Raw genomic sequence first — 25,450 nt, 5'->3', positions numbered from 1 at the left:
GCCACGTCGAGGTCTTTCGGATGGATTGTGTGAGAACTTCCATCATCGGAAGACCTCGACGTCTATCCGCGCAGCGACTCGCCGTATCCTGGAATCACCGATCTACACTCTCAATTACGAAGAGCCAGTTATCCCAATCCGCCTTCTTAATATTGTACGGCGGATCAGCAAAGATCAGGTCTACGGATGTGGGCTCGAGTGACCGGAGCCATTCGGTCGAGTCTCCTTGAAAGATCGTTCCTTCTGGTGCGACAACCTGTGGCTGGAAGTTCCCCTCCCTCACAGGAACGAAGTTCTTATCATCGGCGAAGTTCAAGATTTCGCGTGAGGATCCCGCCGACAAATCAAATAGCGCGTCAGGAGCTCCCCCGTCAGGTTTATAACTCATGTCAGAGCGCTGTTGCTTAGCGACGCTCATCTCTTACTTCCAGACGTAAGCCCTGTCCGAAATTCGACGACGTCGCCGTCGACCATGATGTAGTCCTTGCCTTCCATCCGGACCTTGCCGGCGGACTTCGCGGCAGCCATCGAACCGTTCGCATCGAGATCATCGAAGGACACGATCTCGGCCTTGATGAAGCCCTTCTGGAAGTCGGTATGGATGACTCCGGCCGCTTCGGGGGCGGTGGCGCCCTTCGGAATCGTCCACGCACGGGATTCCTTGGGCCCGGCCGTCAGATAGGTCTGCAGACCGAGAGTGTCGAAGCCGACGCGGGCGAGTTGGTCGAGTCCGCTCTCCTCCTGACCGGTCGATTCGAGCATCTCCCGGGCCTCTTCTTCGTCGAGCTCGGCGAGTTCGGACTCGAACTTCGCGTCGAGGAAGATCGCCTCGACGGGAGCCACCAGTGCCCGCATCTCGTTCTTCTTATCCTCATCGGCGAGCACCTCGTCGTCGACATTGAAGACGTAGAGGAAGGGCTTGACCGTCATCAGCTGCAGCTCGCGCAGGGCGCTGACATCGAACTTGTCGGCCTGCATCGCCTGGTAGAGCGTCCGCCCGCCTTCGAGGATCTCGGTGGCGGCATCGATCGCAGTCAGCTGCTCAGCAGGAGCGCGCTTGCCCTTGACTTCCTTCTCGATCCTGGGCCGAGCCTTCTCCAATGTCTGGAGGTCGGCGAGGATGAGCTCGGTGTTGATCGTATCGATGTCATCGGCGGGGCTGATCTTGCCGTCGACGTGGACAACATCGTCGTCGACGAATCCGCGGATGACCTGACAGATCGCATCGGCTTCACGGATGTTGGCGAGGAACTGGTTGCCCAGGCCTTCCCCTTCAGAGGCACCGCGCACGATTCCAGCGATATCGACGAAGTCGACGGTGGCATTGAGGATGCGTTCGGAGCCGAAGATCTCAGCCAGTCGCGTAAGTCGCTCGTCCGGCAGCGGGACCACGCCCACGTTCGGTTCGATCGTCGCGAACGGGTAGTTCGCCGCGAGAACTTGGTTCTTGGTCAGTGCGTTAAACATGGTCGACTTGCCGACATTGGGCAGTCCCACGATTCCAATAGTCAAAGCCACGGTATCCAAGTCTAGCCGTCACCGAGGTGGTCCTCGAATTCTCGTGTCAGTGCCGTCTGTCACCCTGGGACCATGAATGCTTTCCCCGCATCCGCAGTCATCATCGCCTTCATCGTGGCGATCGTCCTCGCCGCCGCGCTCGGATTCCTCCTCGGCCGCAGTCTCACCCGTTCCCGCTATCTCGAGAGACTCACTCGCGCCGAGACCACGTCACGCATCCTGTCCGAGCGCACCGAAGATCTCGAGGCCGATGCGCAGATGGCCGGTGAGATCACTGCCGCCATCGGGCCGTTGGCGGCAAGCGTGAAGAATCTGCAGGAGAACCTGCACTCCCAGGACCGCACGCAGATCGAACAGATCACCCGACTGAACTCCCAGATCGGGCACCTCAGCCAACAGAACCTCCGCCTCCAGGAATCGACCGGGTCACTGGCCAACGCTTTGAATTCGACGACCCACCGTGGAGACTGGGGCGAAGTCCAGCTCAAACGCATCGTCGAATATGCCGGCCTCCTCCCCCACGTCGACTTCGACACGCAGGTCAGCGCCGACCGGGACGGCAAGCGCCACCGCCCCGATATGGTCGTCCATCTGCCCGGTGGCGGCACGATCGTCATTGATGCGAAGACACCGTTGTCGGCACGGATGAACAAGGACTCCGTCGAGGCGGCCGACTCCGGCACGGGCGGTCAGGACCATGCCCGCGCCCTGTTGCGCCATGTTGATGCCCTGGCGTCGAAGGAGTACTGGAAGGCGTTCGATGCCTCCCCCGACTTCGTCGTCTGTTTCGTGCCCACCGACGGTCTGCTCTCCGCGGCCGCGGCAAGCTACCCGAAGATGATCGATCATGCACTGGGCAAGAACGTCGTCCTCGCCTCACCAGCGACTCTGCTGGTGCTGTTGAAGACCGTGGCGCTCAACTGGCGGCAGGCGGACATGTCCACCTCGGCGGCCGAGGTGCTCCGACTCGGCACGGAACTCTACGAACGTATCGGCACCCTTGTCACCCACGTGTCACGGATGGGTGCCAGCCTAGACCGCTCCGTCGAGGACTACAACCGGTTCGTCTCCTCGCTGGAGTCGCGCTTCCTCGTCACCGCGCGAAAGTTCCCCTCGACGGGAATCGTCGCCGACGAGCTCGACGCCGTGGCCGAACTCGATACTCGTTCTCGCGGAATCAGTGCCGCCGAGCTCAGTCGCCCACGGGCCATGGACTTCGATGATCCCGGACCGACTGATCTGCGCGGCCGACAGACGGGAACACACTGATGTCTGACCAGCCCGTCCAACACCACCGGCGCAGTGCCGGCCCGGCACCCCGACACAATGCCGGGATGAGCCATGTCGGTGCAGTTCGCTAGGCTGGGAGATCGGAAGGGGACTCAAATGGCGCAACGAATTTCCGGCACTCCCGGCACGCTCGGTGAAACAGCCGAGCCGAAGGAGCTCGCCGCCACCGCAGCCGAGACCACGGCGGAGAATCCGTGGCCGCTGAGTCTGCTGTCTTCGAAGATGAAGTCCTATATCGACCGCATGTCGAGCGTGTGGATCGAAGGGCAGGTCGTCGAGCTCAACCATCGCGGCAAGGCCAGCTACCTGACCCTGCGCGACACCGATGTCGAGATGTCCTTGCCGGTCCAGATCTGGAAGAACGTCCTCGACCGCACCGGGGCTCCTCTGACCGAGGGCAGCCACGTCGTCGCCAATCTCAAAGCCGACTTCTGGACGAAGACCGGCCGCCTGACGATGCGCGCCAACGACATCCGCGCCGTCGGTCTCGGCGAACTCCTCGCTCGCCTCGAGCGTTTGAAGAAGCAGCTCTCGGCAGAAGGTCTCTTCGATCCGAGTCGCAAGATGCGCCTGCCGTTCCTGCCCAACCGGATCGGGCTGATCACCGGACGCGATTCGGACGCCCAGAAAGACGTCATCCGCAATGTCCATCTGCGCTGGCCGGCAGCCGAGTTCGAAGTCCGCAACTGTGCCGTCCAAGGTCCCGACGCGGTCCCGGGCGTGATGAAGAACCTCGCCGAACTCGATGCCGATCCGCAGATCGACGTCATCGTCATCGCCCGCGGCGGCGGAAGCATGGAAGACCTCCTGCCGTTCTCCAACGAGGCTCTCGTCCGCGCTGTCTCCGCAGCTCAGACCCCCGTGGTCTCGGCGATCGGGCATGAGGCTGATCGACCGATCCTCGACGAGGTCGCCGACCTCAGGGCGTCGACGCCCACAGATGCGGCGAAGAGGATCGTGCCCGATGTTGCCGAAGAAGGCATGAATCTGCTGCGCGCCCGTGCTGAACTCGAGGCGGCAGTCAACCGCATCCTCGACCGCGAACAGGAGATGCTCACCGCCGTCCGGTCACGCCCCGTGCTCGCCGAGCCGCAGACGATGATCACCGCGCACGAGAACGAACTCACCATGATTCGCCGTCGCAGTCTGCAGGCGACGAACGGCCTCGTCATCCAAGCTCAGAACGAGATCCATCATCTCCGCTCCCAGGCACGGTCCCTCTCCCCTTTGAGGACCTTGGAACGCGGTTATGCCGTCGTACAGACCGATGACGGTCAGGCCGTCCGCAGTGCCGCCGAGGTGGCCGCCGGCGATACCGTCCACGTGCGGGTCGCTCAGGGTCGCTTCGATGCAGAGATCACCGAAGTCACCCCCGAAGCGGGAGAAGAGACAGAGACGACGGCCGACTGACGGCGGCTCTGCCCGCTGTCCACAACCCAACGTCCGATCCACAGTCCACCCACACTGCCGAACAGACCACCCACACGGCGAAGGAGAGTCCGATGACCGAACCGATGACCCAGCAGGATCAGCCCGATATCAGCACGCTGAGCTACGAACAGGCGCGCGAAGAACTCGTCATGACCGTCAAAAGACTGGAGACAGGCAATCTGCCGCTCGAAGAGTCGCTGCGGCTGTGGGAGCGCGGCGAAGCATTGGCTGACCGGTGCCAAGCGTGGCTCGATGGAGCTCGGGAACGCCTTGACAAGGCTCGTGAGGAGACGTCCGAGGACGCGGACTGACCGACGGCGCAGATTGAACGACGGCGCTGGCAGAGTGACCCCGCCGCCGTCTGGCGGCGGGCATCACAGCTGACGCGTACCGGCCGCGATCACTTCAGCTGTGCGGCCACCTGGTCGGCGAATGTGTTGATGGTGTCCGGGGCTGCCGTGGCGGTGAGGACGACGTACATATCGCCCTTGTTCGTCACCCAGTATTCCTTCGCCTCAGAGGTGCGGTAGATCTGGAAATCGGCACCGCCGACAGTGACCTTCTCCGCAGAGACGCCGTCATCGGTCTTCCGCTTCGTCCAGTTCTCACTGGCCTCGGCCTGTTCGATGCTCACCCACTGATCGCCTGGACCGATGAACGACATGTACCACGATGTGTATTCTGAGTCGCCCACCCGATCGAGGCTGGCTTCGTTCGATGTCCATCCTCGTGGGATCTGCGGAACGATGAGGTCGAAGTCCGCGTTGCCCTGGGACTGTTCGGCGATGCCCTGGTAGTCGATGACTCGTTCCGAGTCGACTTCGGGCTGTGGGGCCAGGAACAGGATCCCGATGACGACCGCCAGGCAGGCGAGGATAGCGATGACCATATTGACCCAGTTCGAGTGCTTGCGCAGGAAGCGCATCTCCTCCCGGGACCCCGGCAGCATCACTCCGGACTCGTCAGGCATGGACTCTCCCTTGGGGCTCTGTGTCACCGTGTCGGCGACCGTCGCAGCACCCGTCTCGTCAGCAGCATTTCGGACATTCACACCGCCATTGTCCTCGGCTCGCGCGTGAAGGGCCAATTCCAGTCCGAGGACGTGACTGCGGCCACAAGCGGACACCGCTGTCGCGACCCCGATCACAGTGGTGGCACAATTGGATGCATGAGTGACTCCAAAGAGCCTGTTGACGCGAAATCTCACCATGACCGAGGACGAGTTGATGAGGAGGCTCCGCCTGTCGCAGTGACCGACTCATGGTCACAGAAGGCTCAGGTCGAGTCGGATGCTCCCGACCGCAACTTGGCTCTGGAGCTCGTCCGAGTCACCGAAGCCGCAGCCATCGCCGCCGCCCCCTGGGTCGGCCGCGGCGACAAGAACGCAGCCGACGGAGCGGCCGTGGCCGCGATGCGCAATGTCATCTCCACCGTCCGCATGGCCGGCACCGTGGTCATCGGCGAGGGTGAGAAGGACGAAGCTCCGATGCTCTTCAACGGCGAGCAGGTCGGCGACGGCGGCGGACCGCACTGCGATGTTGCTGTCGACCCGATCGACGGCACTCGCCTGACCGCTCTGGGCATGCCCAATGCGATCTCTGTCATGGCTGTGACCGAAGACGGCGCGATGTATGACCCCTCTGCCGTGTTCTACATGGAGAAGCTCGTCACCGGCCCCGATGCCGCTGATGCCGTCGACATGCGTCTGCCGATCGCTGAGAACATCCGCCGCGTCGCCAAGGCGAAGGGAACGAAGGATCCCGCCTCGGTGACGGTGATGATCCTCGACCGTCCCCGCCACCAGCAGATGATCGATGAGATCCGCGCCGCCGGAGCCCGCATCCAGCTCATCACCGATGGCGACGTCGCCGGAGCCATCGCCGCCTGCCGTCCCGGAACCGGCGTCGACATGCTCATGGGCATCGGCGGTACCCCCGAGGGCATCATCACCGCCTGCGCCATCAAAGCACTCGGCGGAGTCATCCAGGGCCGACTGTGGCCGCAGGACGACACCGAACGCGAAGCCGCCTCCAAGGCCGGCCTCGACGTCAACAAGGTACTCAACACCGACGACCTCGTCACCGGTGACAACAGCTACTTCGTTGCCACGGGCATCACCAACGGCGATCTGCTCGATGGCGTGAAGTTCCAGGGCAACCACGTCACCACGCATTCCCTGGTGATGCGGTCGAAGTCGGGAACCGTCCGTCAGGTCTTCGCCGAGCACCAGGCAGCGAAGACCCACTCATACGTGGAGGCCGCCGAAGAAGCCGCACGCCGCGGACTGGTCTGACCTCCAATCGCACCCGGGCCCGGGTACGATGCACACAATTCGGAAGCAGGTGCGAAAGCAATGCCCAATCAGGCGTGGAAGCGACTCCTCGAGGGAAATCAGCGTTTCGTCGACGATGTCCCGCGGCACCCCAACCAGGACACGGCGCGACGCGAATCCCTGTCGGACAGCCAGACCCCGTTCGTCACTCTCTTCGGCTGCTCGGATTCCCGAGTCGCCGCTGAGATGATCTTCGATGTCGGCCTCGGTGACATGTTCGTCGTGCGCAATGCCGGACAAGTCGTCGATCCTGTCACCTTGGGCTCGCTCGAATACGGCGTCGAGATGCTCGGCACTCCCCTGCTCGTCGTGCTCGGCCACGACAGCTGCGGGGCCGTGACCGCCGCCTACAACGCCTACGACTCGGGTGAGACTCCCCCGGGATTCATCTCCGACGTCGTCGCCCGCATCCTGCCGACAGTGGCCCGGGCCCGCAAGAACGGGCGCACCACGATCAACGAGACCGTCGGTCAGAACACCATGGACACGGTCGACAAAATCATGCAGCTGTCCACGATCATCAAGACCGCTGTCGATGAGGGCCGACTCATCATCGTCGGACTCACCTACCAACTCCACGATGGCCACACCACGGTCGTCGCCCAATACGGAGGCGACGAGGCCGCGGTCTCCACCTATGCTTCTTGAGCGACCGGCCACCTCGGTGGTCAGCCGTTCAGTTTCCCAACGAGCCTGAGCTCCGCAATCATTTCCCCGGCACCCAACGGAAAGGACAACAATGACCGAAGAATTTCGCATCGAACACGACACCATGGGTGAGGTCAAAGTCCCCAAGGACGCCCTCTACAGCGCCCAGACCCAGCGTGCCGTCGAGAACTTCCCGATCTCCGGCAAGACCCTCGAATCAGCACACATCGCCGCACTGGCACAGGTGAAGAAGGCCGCAGCCAAGGCCAACGCCGAACTCGGCGTGCTTGACGAAGCCCGCGCCACAGCCATCCAGAACGCCGCCGATCGGGTCATCGCAGGCGAATTCGACGCCCACTTCCCGATCGACGTGTTCCAGACCGGCTCGGGAACCTCGTCGAACATGAACACCAACGAGGTCCTTGCCTCGTTGGCGACCAAGGCGCTCGAAGCCGACGGAATCAACGTCCACCCGAACGACCACGTCAACGCCTCGCAGTCGTCGAACGACGTCTTCCCCACCTCGGTGCACCTGGCAGTGACCAAGGCCCTGGTCAACACCCTCATCCCGGCCATGGACACCCTGGCGACTTCGCTGGAGAAGAAGGCGAAGGAGTTCTCCTCCATCGTCAAGTCCGGACGCACCCACCTCATGGATGCCACTCCTGTGACTCTCGGTCAGGAGTTCGGCGGCTACGCAGCTCAGGTCCGCTACGGAATCGAGCGCATCGAGGCTTCCCTGCCGCGCGTGGCGGAGGTCCCGCAGGGCGGAACCGCTGTGGGCACCGGCATCAACACCCCCGACGGCTTCTCCTCCCGCGTGGTCGAGATCCTTGCCGAGGAGACCGGACTGCCGATCACCGAGGCTCGCAACCACTTCGAGGCCCAGGCCAATCGCGACGGACTCGTCGAGGCCTCCGGTCAGCTGCGGACCATCGCCTACGGTTACATGAAGATCTGCAACGACCTGCGCTGGATGGGTTCGGGACCGAACACCGGCCTCGGCGAGATCGCCATCCCCGACCTGCAGCCCGGTTCGTCGATCATGCCCGGCAAGGTCAACCCGGTCATCTGCGAGGCCACCATTCAGGTCGCCGCCCAGGTCATCGGCAACGACACCTCCGTGTCGCTGTCGTCGACCAACGGCGCGTTCGAGCTCAACGTCGGCATCCCCGTCATGGCCTCGAACCTGCTCGAGTCGATCCGCCTGCTCGCGAACGCCTCGACCGTCATGGCCGAGAAGATGATCGACGGGCTCACCGCCAACGAGGAGCGTGCCCGCTTCCTCGCCGAGGCGAGCCCCTCCATCGTCACCCCGCTGAACAAGGTCATCGGCTACGAAGCTGCGGCGAAGATCGCCAAGCATGCTGTGGCCGAGAAGATGACCGTCAAGGAAGCGACGATCGCTCTCGGCTTCGTCGAGAACGGCTCCATCACCGAGGCGGACCTCGACAAGGCCCTCGATGTCACCACAATGATCGGCAACTACAAGTAAGTCGCCGATCTGACTGATCAGCACGGCGCCCGGACGAAATCGTCCGGGCGCCGTTTCGTTCTCTCGATCCGTTCAGCGGCTCACTGTCTACTCGCGTTCCGGACCACAGCGGCTCAGGAACGGAATGGGTCGAACTCCTCGAGCACATCGGTGACCAGAGCCGCGATCTCCGACCTCTCCGACCGCGTCAGCGTGACATGCGCGAACAGGTCGTGGCCCTTGAGCTTCTCGACCACCGCGGCGACCCCGTCGTGCCTGCCCACCCGCAGGTTGTCGCGCTGGGCGACATCGTGGGTGAGCACCACCTTCGAGTTCATTCCGATGCGTGAGAGCACGGTCAACAGAACATTGCGCTCCAACGACTGGGCCTCATCGACGATGACGAACGCATCGTGGAGGGACCGTCCGCGGATGTGGGTGAGCGGAAGCACCTCGAGGATCTCCCTGTTGACCACCTCGTCGATGACGTTCTTGCTCACCAGCGCGCTGAGGGTATCGAACACGGCCTCCGCCCAGGGGTTCATCTTCTCCCCTTCGCTGCCGGGCAGATAGCCGAGGTTCTGCCCGCCCACGGCGTAGAGGGGACGGAAGACCATGATCTTCGAATGCTTGTTCTCCTCGAGCACCTTCTGCAGGCCTGCCATGAGGGCCAACGCGGACTTCCCCGTTCCGGCTCGCCCTCCCATCGACACGATCCCCAGAGCGTCGTCGAGCAGCATGTCTATGGCGATCCGCTGTTCCGCCGACCGTCCGTGGACGCCGAAGATGTCACGATCCCCGCGCACCATCGACACTCGGTTGCCGCTGCGCACCCGTCCCAGTCCGGATCCGCGCGGTGAGGTGATGACGACCCCGGTGTTGACCACCTCGTCGGAGACATCCTCGGTGACGACCGACCCCGAATCGTAGAACTCGCTCATCTGCTCGTCGTCGAGGCCGAGCTCGCTCATCCCGGTGAACCCGGAGTCGACTGCCAGCTCCGCCAGATACTCCTCCGCGTGCAGCCCCAAAGCAGAAGCTTTCACTCGCATCGGCACGTCCTTGGTCACGACGACCACGTCACAGCCTTCGGCAGAGAGGTTGCGGGCCACTGCCAGGATGCGGGTGTCGTTCTCCGTACGGTCGAAGCCGACCGGCATCGTCGAGGCGTCGATGTGGTTGAGCTCGACCCGCAGAGTTCCGCCCGCATCACCGACCGGAATAGGCTGATCCAATCGGTCGTAGTCGGAACGGAAATCGTCGAGGATGTGGAGGGCTTTTCGAGCCGTGAAGCCGAGTTCGGGATGATTGCGCTTACCCTCGAGCTCGGAGACGACGATGAGCGGGATGACGACGTGGTGTTCGGCGAAGCGCAGAAGCGCCCCGGGATCCGACAGCAGCACCGAGGTGTCGAGAACGTAGGTGTGGACTTTTTCAGCCATGAGGACCTCTGAGGCGTGAGTTCCGCCGAGATCCGGTTCTGACATCCCCCGATCTCGGGTTGGTGTCGACCAACTACAGCAAACCTAACCCGGTTCGCCCCCTCAGGCGGCAGCGGCACGCGTGCTCGGGCAAGTCAGGGTCATGAACTTCGAGTGAATGCGGGATTCCGCCCTCAGACGGCCGTCAGATCTCGCCGGCGGCGGACACGACCTATTTGCCGAAACGCCGCTGCCGCAGACCGTAGTCGCGCACGGCTCGGAGGAAGTCCGTACGGCGGAAGTCCGGCCAATAGGCTTCGCAGAAGTAGAACTCCGAATAGGCGCTCTGCCACATGAGGAAGCCGGAGAGTCGCTGCTCTCCCGAGGAGCGGATGATGAGATCGGGATCGGGTTGGCCCTTGGTGTAGAGGTGTTCGCCGATCTGCTCCGGCGACAGTTCGGAGATGATCGACTCCAGGTCCGTGCCGTCGTCGGCCCGTGTGCGCAGCAGGGACTTCACCGCATTGACGATCTCCTGCCGACCGCCGTAGCCGACGGCGACGTTGACGCGCATTCCGCAGTGCTCGGTCGTCGACACCGCTTCGAGGCGGGCACGCAGATCCGGGGGAACGATGTCGAGGTCACCGACGAGCTGGACGCCGACGCCGTCGAGTGCCGCAATCTTCTCCACCAGGTCCGAGATGATCTCGATGAGGATCGACACCTCTTCTGCCGAGCGGGCGAGGTTCTCTTTGGACAGAACGTAGAGAGTGACGATCTCCACATCGATCTCGTGGCACCAGCCGAGGAACTCGACGATCTTCGCCGCTCCGGCGCGGTGACCGTCAGCGGTCGTCGCACCGAACTCCTTGGCCCACCTGCGGTTGCCGTCGGTGATGACTCCGACGTGACGTGGAACCGGAACCGACTTGTCGAGCTCACGTTTGAGCCGTCGCTCGTACAGCCGATAGAGCAGGTTCACGGGTCGCGCCACAGCTGTCCTCTTCCACATGGGTCGTCGGTCGGTTCGAATACTGTACAGACTACTAGCCGACGATGCTGAATGAGGCCTCAGGTACGCTGGCTACCATGGAGCTATGAATGCTTCGCTCACTGATTCCTCTCCGGGCGTTCCCGACGGCTCCGGGCCGGTCGGTTCAGCGGGTGCGGATGACATTCCGCGCGCCGATGACCACCGCATCGCCCGTCGCCGCTCAGCACTGCGCGCCGAACTGACGAAGTTGGCGGGTCAGGTCAAGCCGAAGCTGCGCGGTTGGTTCCACGCCGGGGCGTTCCCTCTGGCGATGATCGGCGGCCTGGCATTGGTGATCATCTCCCCGACCATCGAGTCGCGCATCGCCGCCGCGATCTTCGCCGTCACCGGCATGCTGCTCTTCGGCACCTCCGCCGTCTATCACCGCGGCCGCTGGCGCACCCGCGTCCGCCTCGTCCTGCGGCGGCTCGACCACGCGAATATCTTCCTCATCACCGCCGGCACGTACACACCGCTGGCAGTGCTGATGCTCCGCACCGACCAGGCAGTCCTCCTGCTGTCCGTGCTGTGGGGTGCCGCCGCACTCGGCGCTGCCTTCCGTACGATCTTCACCACCGCGCCGAGGTGGCTCTTCGTCCCGATCTACGTCGGGTTCGGCGTCGCCGGAGTCGGGTACATTCCCCAGATCTGGGCCACGAACTTCCCCGTCGGGCTCCTCGTCGTCGTCGGCGGCGTGTGCTACATCGCCGGCGCGGTGATCTACGGGATCAAGCGCCCGAACCCCTCACCGAAGTGGCTCGGCTTCCATGAGATCTTCCACATCTTCACGATCCTCGGCTACGGCTGCCACCTCGCCGCACTCATCATCGCCGCCGCAGCAGCCTACTGAACTCCATTCGACTGAGTCCGGGCGGACGCACACGGCGCGATCACCGACCGGTGATCGCGCCGTTGTCTGTGTGCTCACGACCTCAAAGCCTCAGAACTCAGAGCCTCAGGATCGTTCATCCCGTTCGTCAGTGGATTCGGAGGAATCGATCGGCTCCGCCGTCGAGCCGCCTCGGCGATCTGCATCGGATGATCCGGTATCGGCGGCCGAGTCGGAGTCGCTGTCAGCGGTGTCCGGTTCGGGTGCCTCCGGCCCTGAGAGCTTCGACTGGTTGGGCACCACATGCCTGCGCAGCGGGATCGGATAGGCATCGCTGGCGCTCGAGTGCGCCCGCACCCGACGGACACGACGCATGAGGCCCCGGATGAGGAAGATCGTCAGGATGACAATGGCGAGGGTGGCCAGGAAGCCGATGGTTCCGGGTGTCACCAGATCCGGGTCCGGTGTGCCTCCGTCCGGAGTCGGGGTTGGAGAGGACGCGAAGATCATGCGCGGGTGTCGCTTTCGGTCGGGACGGCGGAATCGGCGTCGAGGTCGTCGGCAGGCGGCGAGTCCGGGAGCATCCCCTCGTCGGGAACGCGACGACCGTCATCGAAGGTCACGGCGGCGAACAGGTCGGTCTCCTGGAAGTCCAGTTCCCGGTTCAGCGGTTCTCGGCCGGTGAGGTCGAGAGCCAGTTCGAACTCTTCGGTCGGCCAGTACGTGCGAGCGGCCTTGCGCGACGCGGAGAAGAAGCCGCCTTCGGGGTCGATCTGAGTGGCGTGGGAGAGCAGCGCGCGATCACGGGCGGGGAAGAACTCGGAGCAGGAGATGCGGGTGCTCAGCCAGTTGTGGCGCTGGTTGTCTCGCTTCTTGAAATCCTCGAGGTGGTCGGCGAACGGGGACTCGAGTCCCGCCTCGAGCATCTTCTCGTGGATCGTGATCCACTTCTTCGCCGACAGGTCCTGATTGAAGTAGATCTTCTGCACCTGCCACGGTTCGCCGAGCTCGGGATGCGAGGTCGCATCTGCGGCGGCTTCGACAGCGGCCATGGTCACGGCGTGGTTCTTGATGTGGTCGGGGTGGGGGTATCCGCCCAGCTCGTCGTAAGTGGTCACCACCTGAGGACGGAAGGTGCGGATGATGTGCACGAGGGGAAGCATCGACACCTCGTCGGGAACCCGATAGAAGCATCCGGGAGGAGTCTGGTTGTCGAAATCGCCGTCGGGCAGCCCCGAGTCGACGTGACCGACCCAGACATGTTCGGCTCCGAGGGCTGCGGCAGCGGTCGCCATCTCCTCACGACGGAGACCGGCGATGTCGCGGCTGGCCTTCGGGCTCTGCAGGAGAGCGGGGTTGAGGATATCGCCGGCCTCGCCACCGGTCATGGTGGCGATGAGCACCCGGGCACCCAGTGAAGCGTACTTCGCGCTCGTTGCCGCACCCTTGGAGGATTCGTCGTCGGGGTGGGCATGGACGGCCAAAAGGCGCAGTCCATGGTACGGAAGCGAAGTCATATCCTAAATGTCCCTTTCGATTCAGCCTGGTGGCCACCTGCTGCCGGCGCTGCGGCTGACATGATCGCCGGCAGAGGATCGACTACTCTAGATTAGTGCGCGAAGTACTTAAAGAGGAATTCAATGACTGAGGTAACAGTGGCACCACCACTGCATGATGATCGCTACGGCCGGACCAACAGAACCAAGCGAGAGCTGAGTCGTCGGGCGAAGATCATCGCCGTCATCGTCCTCGCCGTGGTGGTCGCCGTCATCGCTGTCTGGGCATTCCGCCCGCAGACTAATCCCACAACTCCGCGCACTCTTGACTATTCGGTTGTCGACGATTCTTCAACGCGCGTCAGCGTCGGAATATTTCCTGATCAGGAACGCGACGTGCACTGCATCGTCCAGGCCACGAATGAGCAGGAAGCGATCGTCGGATTCACCGAGGTGACCGTTCCCGCCGATCCGAACGCCGATCCGAATTCGCCGAAGCGCATCGACGTGGATCTGGCCACAACTCAGCTGGCCGCCTCCGGCCACGTGGACTCCTGCTGGTTCGAATAGGCCGAACCTTCGACCGCATCGGCCGCGCGATGGAAGCACAGAAGCCGGGTCGCACGAGTCCCTTCGAATAGTTCTCGCATGGGGATGCATCTTGCGGTCGCGAACCTCCGACTCACGGCCGGGGGCGTGATCGAACTCATCGTTTTTCTCCGCAGATGCGTTACACTGTAGTTTCATTCAACTTCCGGGCGTGCCCATACGCCCGGTTTTTTCGTTGCCTGACACGCCCGTCAGTGCACCGACCGAAGAAGGAGAAGTCATGACCGAGGAAGTCACCCAGGAAGAGACATGGTTGACCCAGGAAGCCTTTGACCGCCTGTCGAAGGAACTCGAGCATCTCTCCGGACCGGGTCGTGCAGAGATTGCTGAGAAGATCGAAGCCGCCCGCGACGAGGGTGACTTGAAGGAGAACAGCGGTTATCACGCAGCGCGTGATGAGCAGGGCAAACAGGAAGCACGCATCCGCCAGCTCGAGGTGCTGCTGCGGAACGCGAAGGTCGGCTCCAGCGACAGCGACGGCAAGACCGTGGCACCCGGAACCGTCGTGACCGCCAGCGTTGCCGGCAACTCCATGCGATTCCTGCTGGGCAACCGCGAGATCGCCGGAGACTCCGATATCGACGTCTTCTCGGAGAAGTCGCCGCTCGGAGCGGCTGTCCTCGGCGTCAAGGCCGGAGACAAGACCTCATACGAGGCTCCGAACGGCAAGACCATCGAGGTCAAGGTCGATTCCGTCGAAGCCTTCACCGGCTGATCGAGACCGAACAGAAGTGGGCGGGTGCGATCGCACCCGCCCACTTATCTATTCACTTCGGATCAGGCGAACCCTTCGTTCCTGACTCGCCGGAGTCGCTCGAACCGGAACCTGATGCACGTTCGTCTTCCGCGGACTCGTGGACGGCATCGGTGAGCCGTTCCTTCGCCGTCTCGAGGACCGCTGTGGCATCGCGTTCGTCCGGGTCACGCTCGGCGTCGTCGTCCGCTTCGTCTTCGTCCGAATCACCGGCGTTCGTGCGCACGATATAGCCGACGACGCTGTTGAGCACGGCCACCAGGGGAACAGCGAAGAGAGCACCGACGATGCCGAAGAGGAAGCCGCCGCCGGTGACCGCGAGGATCACAGCCAGCGGATGGACCGACACGGCCTTGCCCATGAGGAACGGCTGGAGGACCTGGCTTTCGATCTGCTGGACGGCAACGACAACCGCGAGCATGATGACGGCGCTGACCAGACCGTTCGAGACCAATGCCACGAGCACTGCCACCGCGCCGGAGGCGATGGCGCCGACGACGGGGACGAACGAAGTGAGGAAGACGAGCACGGTCATGGGGATGACGAGTGGGATCCCGAGGAACGCCGCCCCGATGCCGATGCCGATCGCATCGACGGCGGCGACGAGGATCTGGACCCGCACGTACTGCACGAGGGTCGTCCACCCTTTCAGAGCGGCTCCCGTGGCGACGGGACGGGCCGGGACCGGCAGCAGGTTCATCACCCACCTGAAGATGTTCTGCCCGTCGTAGAGAAAGAAGAACGTCGCGAACAGACAGACGGCCATACCGGTGAGGAAGGTGCCCACCGAGGAGGTGGCCTCCAGGGCACCGCCGAGAAGCTGGCTGCTGTTGTTCTGGAAGAAGTTCGTCGCAGTCTTGATGGCGTCGTCGATATAGCTCGAGATCGTCGTTGCGTCGATGCCGAAGGGGCTCGAAGCCAGCCATCCGCTGATCCCGGACACACCGGCGATGACCTGTTTGACGAGGTCGGGCATGCCGGAATAGATCTGCTGACCGACGAGGCCGAAGAGTCCGAGCACGACGACGATGAACCCGACGAAGGAGATCGCGGCGGCCCCGCCTCGAGGCACGCCCTTCTTCTTCAGCCACCCTGTCAGCGGAGCGAGCAGCGCTGCCAACAGCAGAGCGATGAGCACGGGCAGCACGACGCTGGAGATCTTCGACAGGAGCCACAGCGCCACACCGATCGCCACGAGCACGACGATCGACCGCCACGACCATGCGGCAGCGAGCTTGAGACCGGGAGCCACATACGGTTTGGCCTCGGCTTCGATTCGGCTGAGTGCGATCTCCTCAGGACTGACCTCCTGCGATGGGGTCACGTCGGGTTCGGACTCGGAGTGAGAGGATCCGCGTCCGCGCCGGAACGCCTCCCATGCCCCTCGGAATCGGTTCGGAGGATGCTGCTGATCGTTTTCGCTCATGACTCAACAATAGTTGTTGATGCACTGACAAAGGTGCAATGATGACGCCGGAGGAGGGAAATCAGTGGGAAGACGCTTGATCTATACGCTGGCGACCATGGGGGCGACCGTCGTCGGCGCGGGCGCCTCGGCGGCGGGACTGCTCCGCCACCAGGCCGGATCGCTGCGCCGTTCCTTCGACGACGACGAGAACCGTCGCTTCTCCACCTTCACCGAGGCGATCGCCGCCCCACGTGACAACGACGATGACGACTCCGCGGCGCTGGCCATCATCGGCGACTCCTGGCTGTGCGGGGTCGACGTCGACCCGGAGCAGGCGCCCCCGACTCTCATCGGGAGAGGCCTGGCGCGGATGCTCGGCACCACGGTTCGGGTCCAGACAACCGCCCGCCCCTCGGCGCTGTCGGATGATCTGCACCGACAGGTCGACGAAGTCCTGCGTTCGCCGTGGCTCTCCCGTCAGCTTTCGGACCGCTGGAGCGACGACCGCCGGTTCGCGATCATCTCGATCGGCACCGGCGACATCATCCACCCGATCCAGGCGACCATCGGCGTACCCGTGCTCAACCAGGCCATCAATCGGCTCCAACGCGAGGGCCGCTACACCGTGTTCGTTCTCGTCTGCCCCAATCTCGGTGGTCTGCCGGGGCTGCGCGATCCGCTCAAGACGTCGCTGCGCCGAACCTCTCGGGTCCTCGCCGGCTCTCAATGGCTGGCCGCCCTGGCCGCGCGTGCGGTTCCGCTGCGGTCGACGGGATCGCTGAGCGGAACGACACGCCGGTCTCTGCTCAACGACTCGGGCCGATTCCCCAGCGAACTCGGCTATGCGCAGCTGTCCTCGACGCTGCTGGCCGCGATCGCCGAACGCATCGATGCACCGGTCGTCGTCGACCGCAGCCTCGACATCCCGGAGAAGGGCGAAACCGCGCGCCGTCACGAACTGGTCCCCGGCGCCGAGGCGCAATCTGCTGCTCAGAACGATTCGGATGTCGCCTCGTGATCCCTGTAGTCCTCGCATCCCAGTCCCCTTCACGTCGCCAGATCCTCCGGGCCGGCGGGATCGACCCGGTCATCATCGTCTCCGAGGTCGACGAACGTGCCCTCGAGGTCGATTTCACCGGTTCCGTCGGCGAACTCACCACAGCGTTGTCGGAGGCGAAGGCTCGTGCGGTCATCGACCGGATCATCGCGTCCGCTCCCCCGACTCTTGACGGCGCGGACACCGTGGTCGTCATCGCCGGGGACTCCCTGCTCGAATTCGACGGACAGGCCATCGGCAAACCGGGAACGGCCGAACGCACTCGCGCCGTGTGGTCGGCGATCGCGGGCCAGTGGACACAGCTGCATTCGGGCCATACGGTCGCCGTGCTCACGCGGGCGCAACAGGCGAACGGCGCAGTCGACCGGGCTTCAGATGACGGCCGCGGCGATGATGCCGGTCGAACCGACTCGGCGCCCTTCGAACTCGGCGCTCTGCGCTCGCAGCGGTCGGCCACCTCGGTGCTCATCGGCTCACCCACCACGGAGGAGCTCGAAGCTTACATCGCCACCGAAGAGCCCTTCCACGTGGCCGGGGCGCTGACCATCGACAGTTACGGTGGGGCCTTCGTCGACCGGCTCGACGGCGACCACCTCACCGTGCTCGGCCTCAGCCTGCCCGTCGTGCGCGAATTGGTCACCGACATGGGCCTGTTCTGGCCCGATCTGTGGGCTCTCAAGCGGTAGACTCGTCCCTGGTCCGGTGACACGCCCGAGGACATTGAAGTTCTCGTCCCAATTTTTTATCGCTGTCCTACAAACCCTTGGTGCTGTTCTCTAAATTGTTCTGTGATCGTACAAAGGAGCACCATGACAACAGTCCTCTCCGACTCCACGACCTCGGCACTGAGCACCACTGTTCCGACCGGGGCCGTCCGCCGAGTCCTCATCGCCAACCGCGGTGAGATCGCTCTGCGCATCATCCGGGCCGCCCACGACCTCGGCATCAAAGCCGTGGCCGTGTACACCCGTGCCGATTCCGATGCCGACTTCGTCGAACTCGCCGACGACGCGTGGCTGCTGGACGGGTCCGGAGCCGGGGAGACGTATCTCGACATCGAGAAGATCCTCGCCTTGGCCAAGCGCTCCGGCGCCGATGCCGTCCACCCCGGTTACGGCTACATGGCCGAGAACGCGCAGTTCGCACAGGCCGTCATCGATGCCGGGCTGATCTGGGTCGGTCCTCCCCCGGCGGCGATCGAGCTCCTCGGTGACAAGTCCGGAGCCCGTGCCGTCGCCGAAGCCGTCGACGCTCCGGTTGCGCCCGGTTCCGACGGCGCCGTGGCCGATCTGACAGAAGCCGACGAGGTAGCCGACCGGATCGGGTTCCCCGTCGTCGTCAAGGCCGTCCACGGCGGAGGCGGGCGTGGTTTCCGCGCCTGCGCCGCTGCCGAGGATCTCGAGGCCGCCTATACTGCGGCGACCCGCGAGGCGCAGAGTGCTTTCGGGCGCGGTGAGTGCCTCATCGAGAAGCAGATCGTGCGCCCCCGTCACCTCGAGACCCAGTGCCTGGCCGATGCCCACGGCAACGTGCGGGTTGTGTCCACGCGTGACTGCACTCTGCAGCGCCGCAACCAGAAGATCATCGAGGAGGCGCCCGCTCCGTTCCTCACCGCCGAGTATGAGCGCATCGTCTCCGAAGCCTCGGCACGCCTGCTCGCCCACGTCGGCTACGTCGGCGCAGCGACGTGTGAGTTCCTCCTCGGCGAGGACGGCACGATCATCTTCATGGAAGCCAATGCGCGCATCCAGGTCGAGCACACCGTCACCGAGGAAGTCACCGGAGTCGACCTCGTCGGTTGGCAGGTGCGCATCGCTTCGGGCGAGGCCCTGCCCGACGAATTCCCCGCCGTGCGCGGTCACTCCTTCCAGTTCCGCATCAACGCCGAAGATCCCACGACGTTCTTTCCTGCCACCGGCGCGGTGAAGAACCACCGTGCGCCATCGGGTCCCGGCGTGCGACTGGATTCGGGCATCGGCGAAGGCAGCGTCGTCGGCACGGACTTCGACCCGATGCTGGCCAAGCTCGTCGTCACGGGTGCCACCCGTGATGAGGCCCTGGCCCGAGCACGCCGGGCGCTGTCCGAATACCGCATCGAGGGCGTCTCGACGCTGCTGCCGCTGCATCGGGTGCTCGTGAACGAACAGGCCTTCGCCACCGATTTCAAGGTCTGGACCAACTGGCTCGAAACCGCTTTCGTCAATCCGCTTGTCGATCCACAGCTAGGAGAACAGATGAGTACTGCAACCGACAGCTTCAGCGTTGTGGTCGAGGTCGATGGCCGCCGCATGACCGTTTCGGTCCCCAAGGACGTCATCGCGGACCTCGGTCATGTTCCCAGCCCCAGCGTGCCGCGGCGCAAGCGCGGGCTGAGCAGCCGCAAGGGCGCGAAGATCGCCGACGATTCGAATGCGCTCAACGCTCCCATGCAGGGCACCATCGTCTCCGTCTCCGTCAACCCCGGTGACACCGTCGAAGCCGGTGACACCCTGGCCGTCATCGAGGCCATGAAGATGGAACAGCCGCTCAAGGCCGGTCACTCCGGCACCGTCTCCGAGGTGCTCGTCGACGCAGGCGCCTCGGTGAAGTCCGGTGAGGCGATCATCCGCTTCGCCGCCTGAACCGGTCCCGTGCCTGCCTCCGTTCGCTCCGGCCTGAGGTCAGGAGTCACGAGCACAGAAGTCCCTGCCCGGATCACCGTCGAAGATCGGTGATCCGGGCAGTGATGTATTCGGATTCGGCATCGTTGCCGGGACATTCCAGACCGGCGGCATAGGCGTCCTCGGCCTCCGCCGTGCGGCCGAGTTCGTCGAGGGTGATCGCCCGAGCGATGTGGAAGGGCCGGTAACGCAGCAGCTTCGTATCGTCGGCCAGTTGGTCCAGGGCGCTCATGGCCGCTTCGGGGCCCGAGATCCGCCCGAGGGCGATCGCGGTGTTGAGAGCGACGACCGGCGGCGGATCGAGGCCGGACAGCATCCGATAGAGCACGCAGTCGGGCCAGCCGGATGGCTTCGTGCTGCAGATCGACTCGAGTATGTGCGGGTCCTGCCGTGGCGTTGATGCCCTGAGTGAAGATGAGATAGAGGACGCGCAGCACTCCGGGCAACCGGTCACCGAGTTCAGCGGGCGCGGGGCGGCCGAAAGGAATCCCGGTCTTGAGGATCCGCTCCTTGGCACGGACGATCCGCTGCTGCATCGTCGCGGTCTCGATGAGGAACCCGGCGGCCACCTCGGCGGTGGTCAGCCCCGAGAGGAAGCGCAGGATGAGCACGATGCGTTCGTCCTCGATGCGCAGGCGGGCGAGGTGCCGGGTGCGCACCTCATCGGAGCGGATGAGATCGATGGCGCGGTTCTTCGCCGTGGCCACCAGCGAGCAGCCGCCCGTAGTCCTCCTCGCCGATGGCGCTGAGGACGCGGGCGGCCGCATCGGGGGCGGGGTCCATCAGTAGTCGGCCACGGGACGGATCTCGATGTTTCCGGCCTTGGCTGCGGGGCTCTTCTGCGCCCTGGCGATCGCCTCGTCGATATCGGCGACGTCGATGACGTAGCTGCCGCCGACGAACTCGTTCGATTCGGCGAACGGGCCCGAGGTGACAAGCGATTCGCCGCCGGATCCGCTCACCCGGACCCCGAGTTCAGGTCCTTCGAGGGCGAAGCCGCCGACGACGATCCCCGCCTCGCTGATCGGCCTGACACCATGATGACGGTCGAGGAGCGACCGGATCGACAGCTGCGGAATAAAACTTTCCTGCGCTCGTCGGATCGACGGTTCAGAGGTGACGGTGGAGTTTCCGTGCCGCTTCGGTCAGCGAACCGCTCACCGAGGGGTAGACGACGAAGGAGGCGGAGAGCTGATCGACGGTCAGCCGGTTCTCCACTGCCATGGTGATCGGCAGGATGAGCTCACTGGCTCGGGGACCGACGACGACTCCGCCGAGGATGGAGCCGGATCCGCGCCGAGCGAAGATCTTGACGAAACCGTCCTCGATGCCGAGCATCTTGGCGCGCGGGTTCGTGTCCAACGGCAGCATCACGGTGTCGATGTCCGTCGGGTTCTCGCGGTAGTTCTGCTGAGTGAAGCCGACGGTGGCGATCTCGGGTGCGGTGAACACGTTCGATGCGACATTGCGCAGTTTGAGCGGCTGCACGGCGTCGCCGAGCGCGTGGTTCATGGCGATCCGCCCCTGCATCGCTGCCACCGAGGCCAGCGGCAGCACACCGGTGCAGTCACCGGCCGCGTAGATTCCTGCCCGCGAGGTCCGCGAAACGCCGTCGACGACGATGTGTCCGGACTCGCTGACGCGGACACCGGCCTCCTCCAGGCCGAGACCTTCGGTGTTCGGAATCGAACCGACGGCCATGAGGCAGTGGGATCCTTCGACACGGCGACCATCGGCGAGCACCACTTCGACTCCGTCGTCGGTCCGAGTCACCGAGGCGGCGCGGGAGCGGGAGAGGACATTCATGCCCTTGTTGCGGAAGACGAATTCGAGCACATCGGCTGCGTCCTCGTCCTGGCCGGGCAGGACCTTCTCACGCGAGGACACGAGGGTCACCTCGGTGCCCAGTGCCCGATAAGCCGAAGCGAACTCGGCACCGGTGACACCGGAGCCGACGACGATGAGGTGCTCGGGCAGTTCGTCGAGGTCGTACAGCTGAGTCCAGGTAAGGATGCGCTCACCGTCAGGCTGCGCAGTGGGCAGCTCACGCGGGTGGGCGCCGACCGAGAGCAGGATCGTCGAGGCCTCGAGGGTGTACTCGGTGCCGCCGGATTCGACTACATGGACCTGGTCGCGACCGGCCAGAGTCGCCTTGCCCTGGATGGCTTTGACACCGGCCCGAATGAGGCCTTCGTAGATGTCGTTGGCCTGAGCGTCGGCGAGGGAGAGGATGCGCTTGTTGACCGCTTCGAGGTCGGCGGTGACTCGGCGCGCACCTGCCTCGGTGTCCTCGGAGTTCTCGATCCGGATTCCAAGCCCGTCGGAGCGCTCGATCTCGTCCATCATCTCCGCGGTGGCGATGAGCGACTTCGATGGCACGACGTCGGTGAGCACGGCGGAACCACCGCACCGATTCTGCTCGATGAGCATGACATCGGCACCGAGCTGAGCCGCGACGAGCGCGGCTTCGTAGCCGCCGGGGCCGCCGCCGATGATGACGACGCGATCTGCAGTGGAATCAAATTCAGTATTCACATACTGATTGTCTCAAATCGCCACGATGCTGGCGAACGGCCCCCTGGGGATCGACCGAATGGTTCCTTTGGGATCTGTTGGAAGGTCGGTCCTGAACCGGTCCGCAATCGGTCCGGCTGCGGTCCGATCAGTTCGGGTCGACCACCTCGGCGGTGTCCTTGTGCAGGCTCGACAGACGCACATAGGACTGGGCGTTCTGCCGGACCTTCTCCACTCCTTCACCGGTCATCTCCCGGCGCACCTTCGCCGGCACACCTGCGACGAGCGACCGTGCGGGGATCTGCGTGCCTTCGAGGACGACGGCGCCCGCGGCGACGAGGGATTCGCTGCCGATATGGGCGTCGTTGAGCACTGTGGAGTGCATTCCGATGAGCACATCGTCATCGACGACGGCACCGTGGACGAGCGCTTGGTGGCCGATGGAGACGCGGGCGCCGATGACGACGGGTTTACCGGCGTCGGTGTGCATGACGGTGTTGTCCTGCACGTTCGAGTCCTCACCGATCGTGATAGGGGCGGCTTCGGCGCGCAGAACACAGCCGTAGAAGACGCTGGCGCCCTTCTTCACGTGCACGTCGCCGACGAGAGTGGCACCGGCTGCGACGAACGCCTCCGGATCGATCTGCGGTGTGTGTCCGCCGACGGAGACGATGCGTGGGCTGGCGAGATCGTTGGTCATGAGTCCTCCATTGGTTCACGTGATGTCTGTGTGCATTCACCTGCTGTCTGCACGTGCCTGACAGTCTAGGCGGAGATGCTCAGACAGGACCGAAAAGACGGATTGCGGACCGATTTGCGCGATCGCCCTCATAGCAGGACAATAGGGAAAATTCTTGTCAGAAATTTCACACTGCCGGACCCTTGTGCGCCCAATTGCGTTATGTGAACCTTGACTGTGAGAGTTGCATGCCCGGAATTCGGGCGTAGTCAACCGCGTTCACTGAATTCGTCGAAAGGTCACCATGGATTGGCGACACCGTGCAGCATGCCTCAATGAGGATCCGGAGCTCTTCTTCCCGATCGGCAACACCGGACCCGCGCTGCTCCAGATTGAGGAAGCAAAGACTGTCTGTCGCCGTTGTGAAGTCGCAGAGACCTGCCTGCAGTGGGCCCTCGAATCCGGTCAGGATGCCGGAGTCTGGGGCGGTCTGAGCGAGGACGAGCGTCGCGCTCTCAAGCGTCGTGCCGCTCGCGCCCGCCGCGCCGGCTGAGTCGTCGGCCATTGAGAAGGCGGTCCCCTGGACTGCCGAAGCCATAACTGAATCACCAGTCACACCTGCACCGAAGACTGAGTCCCTTGTTCCGACGGCGAATGTTCGTCGTCGGAACAAGGGACTCAGTCGTGGGTGCGGACGGGCATCCGGCCGAATATCGACCGACGCCGGAGCGTGGCAGCTCTGCGGGTCGGTCCGACGGGCCTCGCTCAGTCGTAGGAGTCCGGGCGCAGCGGAACATCGAGGACGGCGACTGCTCCGCCGCCTTCGCGCGCCTGCCATTGGATCGAACCTGCCAGGTCGGCCGAGACCAGGGTGCGCACGATCTGCGTGCCCAGACCATTGCCCGGATTCTGCGTATCTCCCAACCCGATACCGTCATCGGCGATCGTCACGCTCAGGTGGTCGCCGTTGCGCTCCGGGGTCACCCACACATGGCCGTTGAGCGTCTCCCCCGGTTCCAGACTGTCGAGGTTCTCGGTGGGGAATCCGTGTTCGATCGCGTTCGTGATCAGCTCCGTGATGGCCAGGGCCAGGGAGGTGGCATCGGCGGAGGAGATGGTTCCGAAGCTTCCGCACCGTTTGAGTTCGATCTGCACCAGCGGGCTGGTCAGCTCGGGAGTCAGCCGCAGTCCCTTATCGACGACTTCGTCGAAGTCCACTTCGGATTCGACGCCTTGGCTGAGCACATCGTGGACCACGGCGATGATCGAGACCCGGCGCATCGCCTCGGTCAGCGCCCCCTTGGCCTCGGGGCTGTCGATGCGGCGGGTCTGCAGCCGCAGCAGAGCGGACACGGTCTGCAGATTGTTCTTCACCCTGTGGTGCATCTCCTTGATCATCGCGTCGCGGGAGAGCAGCTCACGTTTGCGGCGGCGGATCTCGGAGACGTCACGGGCGAGGACGATCGCACCGACTCTCTCGCCCTCGTCCGTCAGGGGAATCGCGCGCAGGGACACACTCGTGCGCCCGACTTCGAGTTCGGTCCGCCACGGGGCACGCCCGGTGAGCACCAGCGGGAGGGTCTCATCGACCTGACGCAGCTCTGCACTGAGATTCGAGACCACCTCGGAGAGATAGCTGCCTTCGATCTCTCCTCCGTAGCCGAGCCGGTGCATGAGCGATACGGCGTTCGGGGAGGCGTACTGCACATGCGAATCGCGGTCGAGGATGAAGATGCCGTCGCCGACTCGCGGTTCGCCGTGCCGGGCCCCGGACGGGGCATCGCGATCGGGGAACGTTCCCTGCACGATCATGCGCATCAGAGCCATCGCCGTCTCCCGGTAGTACTTCTCCAGGCGAGACGAACCTCTGCGTCGGACCTCCTCCGAATACCGGACGACGAGCGCGATGGCCTCGCCGCGGCGGATGATCGGCACCGCCTCGGCGAGGATGTCGACGTCGGAGGATCCGGCGCTGATTCCCATTTCTCGGGCCGCTGCGACGTGGGAGACAGAGCTGCGGGTGCTGCTGGCCTGGTCGAGCAGCTCCTTCTCCAAGCCGGTCGCACGCGCTCCGATCAGGTCCCGGTTGAACAGTGTCGCCCCGGTCGTCGATCGGGCATGCGCCAGGACAGTGTAGGCACCGTTGGGCGACGGCACCCACAGCACGAGGTCGGCGAAGGAGAGGTCGGCCAACAGCTGCCAGTCGCCGACGAGCAGATGGATGTGTTCGACGTCTGACTCATCCGTGATGCCCTCGGCCGCCAGCAGTTCGTTGAGCACCATACGTTCCTCCAAGG

27 protein-coding genes and 1 pseudogene are annotated in these 25,450 nt (G+C 64.2%); 14 read left to right on the top strand and 14 right to left on the bottom strand.

Features of this window, described 5'->3' with window-relative positions:
- Positions 1-94 precede the first annotated feature (94 nt).
- Positions 95-418, bottom strand: a complete 324-nt coding sequence (locus tag BI49514_RS16355; RefSeq protein ID WP_115614046.1) for a hypothetical protein — start codon at positions 416-418, stop codon at positions 95-97.
- Positions 415-1,518, bottom strand: coding sequence for a redox-regulated ATPase YchF (gene ychF / locus BI49514_RS11080; RefSeq protein ID WP_101546600.1), 1,104 nt, complete (start codon positions 1,516-1,518; stop codon positions 415-417). Before ychF ends, BI49514_RS16355 begins: the two co-directional genes overlap by 4 nt.
- A gap of 72 nt (positions 1,519-1,590) precedes the next feature.
- Between ychF and BI49514_RS11075 the strand changes: the two genes are divergently transcribed.
- From BI49514_RS11075 to BI49514_RS11065, 3 genes are all read left to right on the top strand, one after another.
- The gene (locus BI49514_RS11075) at positions 1,591-2,787 is read left to right on the top strand and encodes a DNA recombination protein RmuC (RefSeq protein ID WP_101546590.1); all 1,197 of its coding nucleotides are present in this window, start codon (positions 1,591-1,593) and stop codon (positions 2,785-2,787) included.
- A gap of 117 nt (positions 2,788-2,904) precedes the next feature.
- Positions 2,905-4,218 carry an exodeoxyribonuclease VII large subunit gene (gene xseA, locus BI49514_RS11070; protein WP_101546589.1) on the top strand — a complete coding sequence of 438 codons (1,314 nt, stop codon included), beginning with the start codon at positions 2,905-2,907 and terminating at the stop codon, positions 4,216-4,218.
- 92 nt (positions 4,219-4,310) lie between these two features.
- A complete protein-coding gene (locus BI49514_RS11065; RefSeq protein ID WP_101546588.1) occupies positions 4,311-4,550 on the top strand; it encodes an exodeoxyribonuclease VII small subunit in 240 nt (79 codons plus the stop codon).
- 89 nt (positions 4,551-4,639) lie between these two features.
- On the opposite strand, the gene BI49514_RS11060 is transcribed toward BI49514_RS11065, so the two are convergent.
- The gene (locus BI49514_RS11060) at positions 4,640-5,209 is read right to left on the bottom strand and encodes a DUF4245 family protein (RefSeq protein WP_244195069.1); all 570 of its coding nucleotides are present in this window, start codon (positions 5,207-5,209) and stop codon (positions 4,640-4,642) included.
- 198 nt (positions 5,210-5,407) lie between these two features.
- Here BI49514_RS11060 and glpX point away from each other — a divergent pair, with 198 nt between their 5' ends.
- The 3 genes from glpX to BI49514_RS11045 all read left to right on the top strand — a co-directional run bounded on the left by glpX (position 5,408) and on the right by BI49514_RS11045 (position 8,714).
- Positions 5,408-6,532: a class II fructose-bisphosphatase gene (glpX, locus tag BI49514_RS11055; RefSeq protein ID WP_180954381.1), complete on the top strand. Its 1,125-nt coding sequence runs from the start codon at positions 5,408-5,410 to the stop codon at positions 6,530-6,532.
- 60 nt (positions 6,533-6,592) lie between these two features.
- A complete protein-coding gene (locus BI49514_RS11050) occupies positions 6,593-7,219 on the top strand; it encodes a carbonic anhydrase (RefSeq protein ID WP_025778099.1) in 627 nt (208 codons plus the stop codon).
- Between the two features lie 91 nt (positions 7,220-7,310).
- Positions 7,311-8,714, top strand: coding sequence for a class II fumarate hydratase (locus tag BI49514_RS11045; RefSeq protein ID WP_101546585.1), 1,404 nt, complete (start codon positions 7,311-7,313; stop codon positions 8,712-8,714).
- A 113-nt stretch (positions 8,715-8,827) separates the two neighbouring features.
- Here the strand turns inward: BI49514_RS11045 and BI49514_RS11040 are convergent, their stop codons facing one another.
- Both BI49514_RS11040 and BI49514_RS11035 read right to left on the bottom strand, forming a co-directional pair.
- On the bottom strand, positions 8,828-10,135 hold the full coding sequence (locus BI49514_RS11040) for a PhoH family protein (RefSeq protein WP_101546599.1): 1,308 nt from the start codon (positions 10,133-10,135) through the stop codon (positions 8,828-8,830).
- 211 nt (positions 10,136-10,346) lie between these two features.
- A complete protein-coding gene (locus BI49514_RS11035) occupies positions 10,347-11,108 on the bottom strand; it encodes an isoprenyl transferase (protein WP_276330046.1) in 762 nt (253 codons plus the stop codon).
- Between the two features lie 103 nt (positions 11,109-11,211).
- Here BI49514_RS11035 and trhA point away from each other — a divergent pair, with 103 nt between their 5' ends.
- A complete protein-coding gene (gene trhA / locus BI49514_RS11030) occupies positions 11,212-11,997 on the top strand; it encodes a PAQR family membrane homeostasis protein TrhA (protein WP_101546583.1) in 786 nt (261 codons plus the stop codon).
- Positions 11,998-12,102: 105 nt separating this feature from the next.
- Here trhA and BI49514_RS16570 read toward each other — a convergent pair whose 3' ends face one another.
- Both BI49514_RS16570 and mca read right to left on the bottom strand, forming a co-directional pair.
- A complete protein-coding gene (locus BI49514_RS16570) occupies positions 12,103-12,426 on the bottom strand; it encodes a hypothetical protein (protein ID WP_180954380.1) in 324 nt (107 codons plus the stop codon).
- Positions 12,427-12,482: 56 nt separating this feature from the next.
- Positions 12,483-13,493, bottom strand: a complete 1,011-nt coding sequence (gene mca, locus BI49514_RS11020; protein WP_101546582.1) for a mycothiol conjugate amidase Mca — start codon at positions 13,491-13,493, stop codon at positions 12,483-12,485.
- A 123-nt stretch (positions 13,494-13,616) separates the two neighbouring features.
- On the opposite strand from mca, the gene BI49514_RS11015 reads away from it, so the two are divergent.
- Both BI49514_RS11015 and greA read left to right on the top strand, forming a co-directional pair.
- Positions 13,617-14,042: a DUF4307 domain-containing protein gene (locus tag BI49514_RS11015; protein WP_101546581.1), complete on the top strand. Its 426-nt coding sequence runs from the start codon at positions 13,617-13,619 to the stop codon at positions 14,040-14,042.
- 259 nt (positions 14,043-14,301) lie between these two features.
- Entirely contained in the window at positions 14,302-14,796 is a 495-nt protein-coding gene (gene greA / locus BI49514_RS11010; protein WP_101546580.1) for a transcription elongation factor GreA, read from the top strand.
- Positions 14,797-14,848: 52 nt separating this feature from the next.
- Here the strand turns inward: greA and BI49514_RS11005 are convergent, their stop codons facing one another.
- Complete coding sequence (locus BI49514_RS11005; RefSeq protein WP_101546579.1) at positions 14,849-16,261, bottom strand: AI-2E family transporter; 1,413 nt, start codon at positions 16,259-16,261, stop codon at positions 14,849-14,851.
- A gap of 64 nt (positions 16,262-16,325) precedes the next feature.
- Between BI49514_RS11005 and BI49514_RS11000 the strand changes: the two genes are divergently transcribed.
- The 3 genes from BI49514_RS11000 to BI49514_RS10990 all read left to right on the top strand — a co-directional run bounded on the left by BI49514_RS11000 (position 16,326) and on the right by BI49514_RS10990 (position 19,921).
- Positions 16,326-17,261: an SGNH/GDSL hydrolase family protein gene (locus BI49514_RS11000; RefSeq protein WP_244195068.1), complete on the top strand. Its 936-nt coding sequence runs from the start codon at positions 16,326-16,328 to the stop codon at positions 17,259-17,261.
- Positions 17,258-17,986, top strand: coding sequence for a Maf family protein (locus BI49514_RS10995; protein ID WP_101546577.1), 729 nt, complete (start codon positions 17,258-17,260; stop codon positions 17,984-17,986). The genes BI49514_RS11000 and BI49514_RS10995 overlap by 4 nt, the downstream gene beginning before the upstream one ends.
- A gap of 123 nt (positions 17,987-18,109) precedes the next feature.
- Positions 18,110-19,921, top strand: coding sequence for an acetyl/propionyl/methylcrotonyl-CoA carboxylase subunit alpha (locus BI49514_RS10990; RefSeq protein ID WP_101546576.1), 1,812 nt, complete (start codon positions 18,110-18,112; stop codon positions 19,919-19,921).
- A gap of 73 nt (positions 19,922-19,994) precedes the next feature.
- Here the strand turns inward: BI49514_RS10990 and BI49514_RS10985 are convergent, their stop codons facing one another.
- Both BI49514_RS10985 and BI49514_RS17205 read right to left on the bottom strand, forming a co-directional pair.
- A complete protein-coding gene (locus BI49514_RS10985) occupies positions 19,995-20,288 on the bottom strand; it encodes a hypothetical protein (RefSeq protein ID WP_145996212.1) in 294 nt (97 codons plus the stop codon).
- 55 nt (positions 20,289-20,343) lie between these two features.
- A pseudogene (locus BI49514_RS17205) lies at positions 20,344-20,529 on the bottom strand (RNA polymerase sigma factor); the annotation flags it as partial.
- On the opposite strand from BI49514_RS17205, the gene BI49514_RS10980 reads away from it, so the two are divergent.
- Entirely contained in the window at positions 20,471-20,749 is a 279-nt protein-coding gene (locus BI49514_RS10980) for a hypothetical protein (RefSeq protein ID WP_145996211.1), read from the top strand. The pseudogene BI49514_RS17205 and the gene BI49514_RS10980 overlap by 59 nt on opposite strands.
- Here the strand turns inward: BI49514_RS10980 and BI49514_RS16995 are convergent.
- The 3 genes from BI49514_RS16995 to BI49514_RS10965 form a co-directional block, all read right to left on the bottom strand.
- Positions 20,743-20,922 (bottom strand): YciI family protein, encoded by a 180-nt coding sequence (locus BI49514_RS16995; protein ID WP_244195067.1) that lies wholly within the window; start codon positions 20,920-20,922, stop codon positions 20,743-20,745. The genes BI49514_RS10980 and BI49514_RS16995 overlap by 7 nt on opposite strands.
- 148 nt (positions 20,923-21,070) lie before the next feature.
- Positions 21,071-22,495 (bottom strand): NAD(P)H-quinone dehydrogenase, encoded by a 1,425-nt coding sequence (locus BI49514_RS10970; RefSeq protein ID WP_101546572.1) that lies wholly within the window; start codon positions 22,493-22,495, stop codon positions 21,071-21,073.
- Between the two features lie 127 nt (positions 22,496-22,622).
- Complete coding sequence (locus BI49514_RS10965; protein ID WP_101546571.1) at positions 22,623-23,174, bottom strand: gamma carbonic anhydrase family protein; 552 nt, start codon at positions 23,172-23,174, stop codon at positions 22,623-22,625.
- A gap of 283 nt (positions 23,175-23,457) precedes the next feature.
- Between BI49514_RS10965 and BI49514_RS10960 the strand changes: the two genes are divergently transcribed.
- The gene (locus BI49514_RS10960) at positions 23,458-23,706 is read left to right on the top strand and encodes a WhiB family transcriptional regulator (protein ID WP_009374875.1); all 249 of its coding nucleotides are present in this window, start codon (positions 23,458-23,460) and stop codon (positions 23,704-23,706) included.
- A gap of 212 nt (positions 23,707-23,918) precedes the next feature.
- Here the strand turns inward: BI49514_RS10960 and BI49514_RS10955 are convergent, their stop codons facing one another.
- Positions 23,919-25,436: a sensor histidine kinase gene (locus tag BI49514_RS10955; protein ID WP_244195066.1), complete on the bottom strand. Its 1,518-nt coding sequence runs from the start codon at positions 25,434-25,436 to the stop codon at positions 23,919-23,921.
- Between the last annotated feature and the right edge of the window lie 14 nt (positions 25,437-25,450).

Origin of the sequence: Brevibacterium iodinum ATCC 49514, assembly GCF_900169265.1 — a bacterium.
Classification (GTDB): Bacteria; Actinomycetota; Actinomycetes; order Actinomycetales; family Brevibacteriaceae; genus Brevibacterium; species Brevibacterium iodinum.
Note: the sequence above shows the minus strand (reverse complement) of the source record. Positions and strands in the feature narration are given on the sequence as shown.